General features: G+C 59.1%; 8 protein-coding genes. 4 read left to right on the forward strand and 4 right to left on the reverse strand.

Annotated features, from left to right (window positions below; genetic code table 11):
• From tssI to OXS31_RS21445, 3 genes are all read left to right on the forward strand, one after another.
• On the forward strand, positions 1-2,040 hold the full coding sequence (gene tssI / locus OXS31_RS21435) for a type VI secretion system tip protein TssI/VgrG (RefSeq protein WP_150340228.1): 2,040 nt from the start codon (positions 1-3) through the stop codon (positions 2,038-2,040).
• A gap of 55 nt (positions 2,041-2,095) precedes the next feature.
• On the forward strand, positions 2,096-4,483 hold the full coding sequence (locus tag OXS31_RS21440; protein ID WP_267401922.1) for an SH3 domain-containing protein: 2,388 nt from the start codon (positions 2,096-2,098) through the stop codon (positions 4,481-4,483).
• 158 nt (positions 4,484-4,641) lie between these two features.
• The gene (locus OXS31_RS21445) at positions 4,642-4,986 is read left to right on the forward strand and encodes a hypothetical protein (RefSeq protein ID WP_144954801.1); all 345 of its coding nucleotides are present in this window, start codon (positions 4,642-4,644) and stop codon (positions 4,984-4,986) included.
• Here the strand turns inward: OXS31_RS21445 and OXS31_RS21450 are convergent.
• The gene (locus tag OXS31_RS21450) at positions 4,983-5,654 is read right to left on the reverse strand and encodes a uracil-DNA glycosylase family protein (RefSeq protein WP_144954798.1); all 672 of its coding nucleotides are present in this window, start codon (positions 5,652-5,654) and stop codon (positions 4,983-4,985) included. The two genes, OXS31_RS21445 and OXS31_RS21450, sit on opposite strands and share 4 nt — an antisense overlap.
• Positions 5,655-5,794: 140 nt before the next feature.
• Here OXS31_RS21450 and OXS31_RS21455 point away from each other — a divergent pair, with 140 nt between their 5' ends.
• On the forward strand, positions 5,795-6,172 hold the full coding sequence (locus tag OXS31_RS21455; RefSeq protein WP_144954794.1) for a glutathione S-transferase N-terminal domain-containing protein: 378 nt from the start codon (positions 5,795-5,797) through the stop codon (positions 6,170-6,172).
• Positions 6,173-6,282: 110 nt separating this feature from the next.
• Here the strand turns inward: OXS31_RS21455 and OXS31_RS21460 are convergent, their stop codons facing one another.
• From OXS31_RS21460 to OXS31_RS21470, 3 genes are all read right to left on the reverse strand, one after another.
• On the reverse strand, positions 6,283-6,831 hold the full coding sequence (locus OXS31_RS21460; RefSeq protein WP_144954791.1) for a DUF3299 domain-containing protein: 549 nt from the start codon (positions 6,829-6,831) through the stop codon (positions 6,283-6,285).
• 167 nt (positions 6,832-6,998) lie between these two features.
• A complete protein-coding gene (locus OXS31_RS21465) occupies positions 6,999-7,247 on the reverse strand; it encodes a GlsB/YeaQ/YmgE family stress response membrane protein (protein ID WP_007160058.1) in 249 nt (82 codons plus the stop codon).
• Positions 7,248-7,375: 128 nt separating this feature from the next.
• Positions 7,376-7,916, reverse strand: a 541-nt coding sequence (locus tag OXS31_RS21470) for an ATP-grasp domain-containing protein (protein WP_267401923.1), incomplete at its 5' end; no start/stop codon positions are given.

Genomic DNA, 7,916 nt, shown 5'->3' on the forward strand with positions numbered 1-7,916 from the left:
ATGTTCAGCCCCGCCAATGCGCCGCGCTTCACCCTGACCCTGCCGGGCCTGCCCCATGACTTTCAGGTGCTGGCGTTCCATGGGCAGGAAGCCCTTAACGAACCCTATCGTCTGCAGGTGGAAGTCGTCAGCGAAAAGCCCGACTGGGCCCTGGAAGACCTGCTCAACCGTCCCGCCTGGCTTGGCCTGGGTCCTATGGACGTGGGCCTTCACGGACTGCTGGGCGCCATCGTTCAGGGTGACTCAGGACGACGTCTGACCCGCTATCGGCTCGAACTGGTTCCCCGTCTGACCTATCTGGCCCAGCGTACCAACTCGCGGATCTTCCAGAACCTCGCGGTGCCCCAGATCCTCGCCAGGTTGCTCGAAGAGCATGGGATCCTGGAGGGTGCCTATCGCCTGGCACTCGGCCCAACGCCCTATCCTGCGCGCGACTACTGCGTGCAGTATGGCGAGAGCGATCTGCACTTCCTCAATCGCCTGTGCGAGGAAGAAGGCATCCACTACCACTTCGAGCACCGGCCTGACGGCGCCGTGCTGGTGTTCGGTGATGACGCCACCAGTTTTCCCCGTCTCGCCGCCACGCCCTATCATCCAGGCAGCGGTCAGGTCGCCGATCATCCCGTCGTGCGCGGACTCGAAGTCGGAGTCCAGACCCGCAGCACCCAGCTGATCCTGCGCGATCAGGATCCCCTGCAGCCCCGGCTGCGCCTGGAAAGCCGCACCGACCTCGAGCAGCAGCCGACCTTGGAAAGCTACCGTTTTCCTGCCGGCTTTCGCGATCGGAATCGCGGCAAGCAGCTCAGTGCCCGCGGCCTCGAGGCGTTGCGCGTCGACAGCCAGACAGCCCAGGGCCACGGCGATCAGCCGCGTCTGGCCAGCGGCCATTTCCTACCCCTGACCGAGCATCCCCGCGCAAGCTGGAACCAGTTGTGGCTGCTCACCCGTATCGAGCATCAGGGCCGCCAACCCCAGGTGCTGGAAGAAGGCCTGGGCACCCCGGCACTGCTGGGGCTGCCAGACTACGATGGCTGGAGTCAGGGCTACCGCAATCGTTTCCACGCCATTCCCTGGCAACTGCCCTTTCGCCCCCTGCCCCGTCATCCCAAGCCACGCCTGCTCGGCCAGCAGAGCGCCGTGGTCACCGGCCCGGCTGGGGAAGAGATCCATTGCGATGCCCTGGGTCGGGTCAAGGTCCAGTTTCATTGGGATCGTGAAGGGCAGGCAGACGAACGCACCAGTTGCTGGCTACGGGTAGCCAGCAACTGGGCCGGTAATCGCCAGGGTGCCCTGGCCATCCCGCGGGTCGGCATGGAAGTTCTGGTGGGCTTTCTCGAAGGGGATCCCGACCAGCCCCTGATCCTTGGCTGCCTGTACCACGCCGAGCATCAGCCACCGGTACAACTACCCAGGGACAAGACCCGGAGCACCTTCAAGAGCCTGAGTAGCCCAGGCGGCCAGGGCTACAACGAACTGCGCATCGAGGATCGCCAGGGGCAGGAGGAAATCCACGTCCATGCCCAGCGCGACTGGGATGAACACATCCGCCACGACCACCGTAGCGAGATCGGCCACGAGCGCCATCAGCGTATCCATGGCAACAGCCACAGTGAGCTGCACGCCGAAGAGCACCGCCTCGTCCATAGCCTGCGCAAGGTCGAGGTCAAGGCCAGCGATCACTTGCTGATCGGCGGCAGTCAGCATCTCAAGCTGGGCAGCGGCCAGTTCGTCGAGGCCGGCCAGGAAATCCATATCAAGGCGGGTGATCGTGTCGTCATCGAGGCCGGCACCGAACTTACCCTGACTGCCGGTGGCAGTTTCATCAAGCTCGACCCCAGCGGTATCACCTTGGTCGGTCCCCTGGCTCGCCTGAATGCCGGCGGCGCACCCGGCAAAGGCTCGGGCATCGCCCTGCAGCGACCGCGAGCACCAGGTACCACCCAGCCGGGCACGGCTGGCGATTCAAACCAGCTGGCACTTGCCAACGAACCGCAGCACCAGGACGCAAGGCCTCAGCGAATGCTCCATTTTTCCGTCTGACCCGGCCACTCGAAGGACCTGCCGCGACGACGCGGCCTATGCAAAGGACAGCAGCATGACCACCAACCCCACAGCACCCCAGCCCAAGGTGGAAAACTGGGCCTATCCCTTCAAGGCGAAAGGCGGCCAGGACGTCACCGATCCCCAGCTCTATCAGCAGGCACTCGCCCATGCCCAGGGTGGTACCTATCTGTTGGGTAGTAATGGCCTCTGGCACGGCGGTATCCACTTCGACGAAGGCACCTCAGCCTTTCTGGATCAGTCTCGCATTCACTGCATCGCGGACGGCGAGGTGGTCGCCTATCGTATCGACGACAGGGTTCATCGCTTCGCGCCCGAGGCGGATTCGGAGGGCAAGACCTACTCCACCAGCTTCGTCCTGATACGTCACCGTCTGGAAGCTCCGCAGTTGCCCAACGGCACCGAAACGCCTCCCTCGCTGGTCTTCTTCAGCCTCTACATGCACCTGCTGGACTGGGCCGGCTACGAAGCCAAGCCCACCCTGCCTCGCCCGGCCTTCTGGGGTAACGATCGCTATCGTGTACGGACCCAGGGGGGCAAACTCAATGTTCGCCAAGAGCCACGGGCTAATGCGCCAGTCCAGGCCGAACTCGCCAACGGTAGCCGGATACGGATTGCCGGAGATGGCGAGTGGTGCCAGATCATCGAGATCCTCGATAACGGCTTGACCCTTCGCCCCAGGCGTACCCAAACCGGCCTGGGCTACGTCGCGCGCCGCTACCTCGAACCGGAAGCCGCGCCCAAGGCACAGAACACCGTAGTTGTCCTGGACCAGCCCTTTCCCATCAAGGCCGGCGCTCTGCTCGGCCACCCAGGCCTATACGAAGGTCGGCAGCAGATCCACCTCGAGACCTTCAGCTGCGACGACGTTCCCGCCTTCATCGAGCGCAGCCGCGCCTGGGCCGTCCGCCTACCGGAAAGCGACAAGGCCCTGCTGAAGATCCACGCCGGCGCGAGCAAGCTGATTACTCACCGCCCCGAAATCGATGCCAATCATCCCCCGCGGATCGGCGATCCCGGCGTTCAGGTAGGGGTGGATCTGATTCTCAGCCAGGCGCAACTGGATGCTCTGCCTGCTGCCGACAAGATCACGGTCGCTGCGCGTAACGAAGGTGGCGTTCATACATCGGAACAGCGCTGGTGGCATTTGAAGGGCTTGTTGGCAGATGGTGAGGGAAGGCCAATAGAGGGATGGCTTTGTGAGCAGGAATTTATTACTAGTCGACATAGTCCGTGGGATTTTACCGACTACGAGCTAGTCAAAGAGATTAATACATACAGGGCAAAACTAGCCTACTCTCTTTGCGCTAATCGCCGACTTACCAAAGTAGAGCTCTCACGTTTCGAAAGTGAAATAAAACAAGTTCAGCAAAGCTCACTCACTACAAAGATATCTAGAATACTTTCGCCTATAAAAACCTTGAAAAACACCGAACTCACTGAAAGCCTGATAAAGCCGTGGATATTTCAAAAGATAGGTGCAATTGTAGTTCAACATGAGATTGAGTGGGCGTGGAGCGCGGAAAAATGGGATTCCTTAGGCGCACTGATGCTTGTCGAAAACAAAAAGAATACTGATTGGGAACTGCAAAAGGAAGTTATAAACAATCTGTCTTGGTGGAATGCTGCCTCGGCGAATGTAAGAGGACTGGATATAGAGAAATGCTGGCATTTTAACCCAGAAAGCTTTTTTCGCTACTTCATCGAAATAAAGAAGGAATTAATCACCTTAACCATGTTACAAATTATTAGTCCAAGACATGACAATACTTACTATAAAAAAGTGCTTCCCTATCTAAACAAGTACGCTGACGCGTACAACGTCAATACACCAATTAGGATAGCTCACTTTTTAGCTCAGACCGGCCATGAGAGTGGCTTCGTTGTAAAATCAGAGAATGGAGGCTATAGCGCTAGGAGAATGAGAGAGATGTTCGGTTGCAAAGGTGGTAGTAAAAACTATTCCAAAGCTAACGATGACTGTAGCTTAGGAAGACAAAGGGATAGGCTTTGGTCAGAAGAGTCAAAATTTGTAATGAACGCCGAAGCGCTTCTGAACTTCGTTTACTCTTCGAGGATGGGAAACGGCGATGAATCCAGTGGAGACGGATATAAATATCGAGGACGAGGCATCATTCAACTGACCGGTAAAGACACCTACAGACGTTATACAGAAATTCACAACCGTGCTAACCCTGACGACCTCAGAGATTTTGTGGAGCAGCCCGACTTAATCACTGACTCACTCCAATATGGTATCGAGTCTGCTTTTGTGTATTGGGATATGGCTAATGCAAACAAGCTGGCCGATGCAGACAATACGATTGCATTGAGCAGGGCTATAAATGGCGGCCTGAATGGACTCAAGGATCGAGCAGAATGCTTAGAAAAAATAAAAACCCATCTGCGTATTTTAAAATGAAAACCGTAAGCATAACGACATTCCTGTTTATTTATAGCACATCGTACGCGAACGCAACACCCAATCAAGGCCTGTGCAGCAAAGATGAAATAAACCTTTTTGATTGCAACATAAAGAATAAGAATGCCTCACTATGCATCAACGAGGCAAAAAACCGAATGCAATACCGTATTGGAACATGGGCCAAAAAAGACTTCATCTACCCGCAAACACCAAAAAGCAACGAATACAGCTTTAGGCTAAGCACCACCCCTTATCCAGGAGGTGGAGAAAATAGAATAAGATTCGCCAATGGTATATATAACTACTTTATATACGATATCACGAGAAGCCAGCAAGACGGAACCTCGATAGACTCTATACAAACAGCCGGCATTGCTGTTTACGAAAACAGCAAGAGAATCGCTAGTCTAAAATGTGAAAATTCTGAAACTAGCATTTTCCCTCTTGCATTTGAAATATTGCAGAGAGAAGAATTTTCTCACGACATAAACACAGATTAACTTAGCAAAAGCTTTACTCGATCCTCCAACAACCCCGGAAACCTCGTATACCACGTCTGATTCAACGGCGACGGATGCGGCAGCGGATAGAGGGTCAGGGTCTTACGCGTGCCCTCCTCCGCTTCCAGGGTGACCTCGATGCTGCTTTCGAAGCGGTCTTCGCTTTTCCAGAAGGCTTCTAGGCGGGCGCGTTCTTCCTTGGACTGGCCGATGCCGAACCAGAGGAAGGCTTCGCGGCCGAGGGTGATGAGTTGGGTGCCGTGCCAGTGCTCTATCAGCAGGCGGCGCATCAGGGGGTGGAAGGTCTTTTTCACCCGTTCCGACCAGGCTTTGTTGCCGAGCGGCTTGTAGGGCACGGTGTTGGCCCAGAAGAATTGCTGGCTCAGGCTGCGGGTGGCTTCGAAGTCGGCCGGGGGCTGGCCGTGCAGGTGGGTATAGAGGACCTTGCGGGCGATCTGGCCGCCGCTGCCGATGAAGGGCTCGCCGTACTTCACCTCGTCCCGCCCCGGATCGCGACCAAAGAAGCCCAGGGGCGCATCGGGATCGCCCAGACCGATGATGGGGTCCAGCGGGTCCTTGGCGAACTGTTCATAGACCGGAAGATCGACACCCGGAAGATCGGCAGCGAGCTGGCGAAAGGCTTCGCGCTCTGCGGAAGACAGCGGCATGCAACAGGTCTCCATAGAGGAATTAATCCCTCTAGTAGAGCCCTGCCCTACGGGTGACGTTCCGTAACGACTGGCGGAGCGGCAGCCCTGGGGCGATAGGGTAAACTGCCCGGCTCGAACGACCCTCAAGGTGAATCGCGTTGATCAATCTGCTACGCAACGGCCTCGGCCAGGTGATCGTCGGCCTGGATCTGGTGACCCGGCCACGCAAGCTCAAGCGCACTGAGCAGACTCAGGCTGCCATCGAGACGGAGCTGGCGAATCTGTCGCTCTATCAGTTCCAGGCCTGCCCCTTCTGCGTGAAGACGCGCCGGGCGCTGCATCGGCTGAACCTGCCGATCCGCCTCAAGGACATCAAGAAGGACCCGCAACTGCGCGCCGAGCTGGAACAGGGCGGTGGCCGGGTGAAGGTGCCCTGCCTGCGGATCGACGAAGGCAGCCAGAGCGTATGGATGTACGAGTCGGACGACATCATCGCCTATCTGGAGCAGCGCTACGGCGAGTGGCAGCCGGCCTAGGGTCTGCGTGTGATCGTTGGTGGACAAGGCTGCGCCGTTGTCCACGCTACGGGGCTGCCTCTAGCTGTTGGGCTTCGACGGCGGAGCCGTCTCAACCCTACCTACGATCGTTAAAGATCGCTTTCTTCGACCTTGCGGACCTTGCTGGCGTCGAGGGTGTAGGAGGCCTCAGCCAAGGCATTGTCGACCGCCTCGGTGTGCAGGGTGCCGATGACCCAGTAGGGCTCGTAGATGTCGGGAAGCGGCACGCCCTTGGGGTAGCGCACCAGCACGATCTGGTTGGGCGGCGGCGGCGGGACGTGGATGCAGGCGCCCGGATAGGGCACCAGGAAGAATTCGCGGAAATTGCCCTTGGCGTCGGTTTCCAGCGGCACCGGGAATCCCCCCAGCCGCACGTTCTGGCCATCCAGGGCGGCCACGGTGCGGGTGGAGTGCATCACCTCGGGCAGGCCGTTGTCCTTCTGCTTTAGCCCGCCCGGTGAGCCGAAACCGCCTGGCGCCTCGGGGCTGTTGTGGCTGATCTCGGGCATGGTTTCCAGGGCGTGGCGATCCTCCGCGGTGAGCAGATCGAGCCAGTTGGTTTCCGGGGGTTCGCCCTTGGCGGCATGGGTCAGCAGCGGCAGGCTGGCGAGCAGCAGGGTGATGAGCAGTCTGGGCATGGTCGGCAGGTCGGACGCAAAAGTCCGAGTGTGAGGCGCGCTGGGTCAGGGGTCCAGTCTCCAGGCCGCAAAGCAAAGCCTCGCCCATGAAAAAGCCCCTGGGTCGACGGGCGACACCAGGGGCGAAAACGCTGTGCTACTTGGCTTCGCCGAGGCGAAGCGGCGTCTTAGCGACGCTTGGTCACCATGCCGTAGATGAACAGCACGATGATGGCGCCGACCACGGCACCAATGAAACCTGCGCCTTCACCGGCACGGTAGATGCCCAGAGCCTGGCCCAGGTAGGTGGCGACCACGGAGCCGACGATGCCCAGGATGATGGTCATGATCCAGCCCATGCTGTCGTCGCCCGGCTTCAGGAAGCGGGCAACCAGGCCGACGATGAGACCGATGATGATGGTTGCGATGATGCCCATGTGAAGAATCCCCTGTTTGAGTGCTGGTAAGACAACGCCGGTCAGCAGGCGTCGTTGTAGTCTCCGACCACCGGTGATCCGTCGAGGTTCAGGGGAAAACGGCTTCCGTGTGCGGAAGCCGTCAGGCATCAATCCTGGATCAGGGCTTCCAGGGCGGCGATGCGGGTCTGCAGGGTCGCGGCATCGGCGCTGCGCAGGGTGGCGTGACCGACCTTGCGCCCGGCCTTGAAGGCCTTGCCGTAGTGGTGCAGGTGGCAGTCTTCCAGAGCGGTGACGGCGGCCACCGGCGGTACCGAGCCGATGAAGTTGACCATGGCGCTCTCGCCAACCTTGGCGGTGGAGCCGAGCGGCAGGCCGGCCACGGCGCGCAGGTGGTTCTCGAACTGGCTGCACTCGGCGCCTTCGATGGTCCAGTGCCCGGAGTTGTGCACGCGCGGGGCGATCTCGTTGGCTTTCAGGCCACCCTCGACCTCGAAGAATTCGAAGGCCAGCACGCCGACGTAGTCGAGCTGTTCCAGCACGCGGCGGGCATAGTCTTCGGCCAGCGCCTGCAGCGGGTGGTCGGAGCTGGCCACCGACAGGCGCAGGATGCCGCTCTCGTGGGTGTTGTGCACCAGCGGGTAGCAGGCGACCTCGCCATCACGACCGCGCACCGTGACCAGGGAGACC

It is taken from the genome of Pseudomonas sp. GM_Psu_1 (genome assembly GCF_026544185.1).
GTDB classification, from domain to species: domain Bacteria; phylum Pseudomonadota; class Gammaproteobacteria; order Pseudomonadales; family Pseudomonadaceae; genus Chryseomonas; species Chryseomonas oryzihabitans.

Excerpts from the sequence above, each read along its gene's own strand:
- tssI (WP_150340228.1), top strand. The coding sequence starts at position 1 with ATGTTCAGCCCCGCCAATGCGCCGCGCTTCACCCTGACCCTGCCGGGC.
- OXS31_RS21440 (WP_267401922.1), top strand. The coding sequence starts at position 2,096 with ATGACCACCAACCCCACAGCACCCCAGCCCAAGGTGGAAAACTGGGCC.
- OXS31_RS21445 (WP_144954801.1), top strand. The coding sequence starts at position 4,642 with ATGCAATACCGTATTGGAACATGGGCCAAAAAAGACTTCATCTACCCG.
- OXS31_RS21450 (WP_144954798.1), bottom strand. The coding sequence starts at position 5,654 with ATGCCGCTGTCTTCCGCAGAGCGCGAAGCCTTTCGCCAGCTCGCTGCC.
- OXS31_RS21460 (WP_144954791.1), bottom strand. The coding sequence starts at position 6,831 with ATGCCCAGACTGCTCATCACCCTGCTGCTCGCCAGCCTGCCGCTGCTG.
- OXS31_RS21465 (WP_007160058.1), bottom strand. The coding sequence starts at position 7,247 with ATGGGCATCATCGCAACCATCATCATCGGTCTCATCGTCGGCCTGGTT.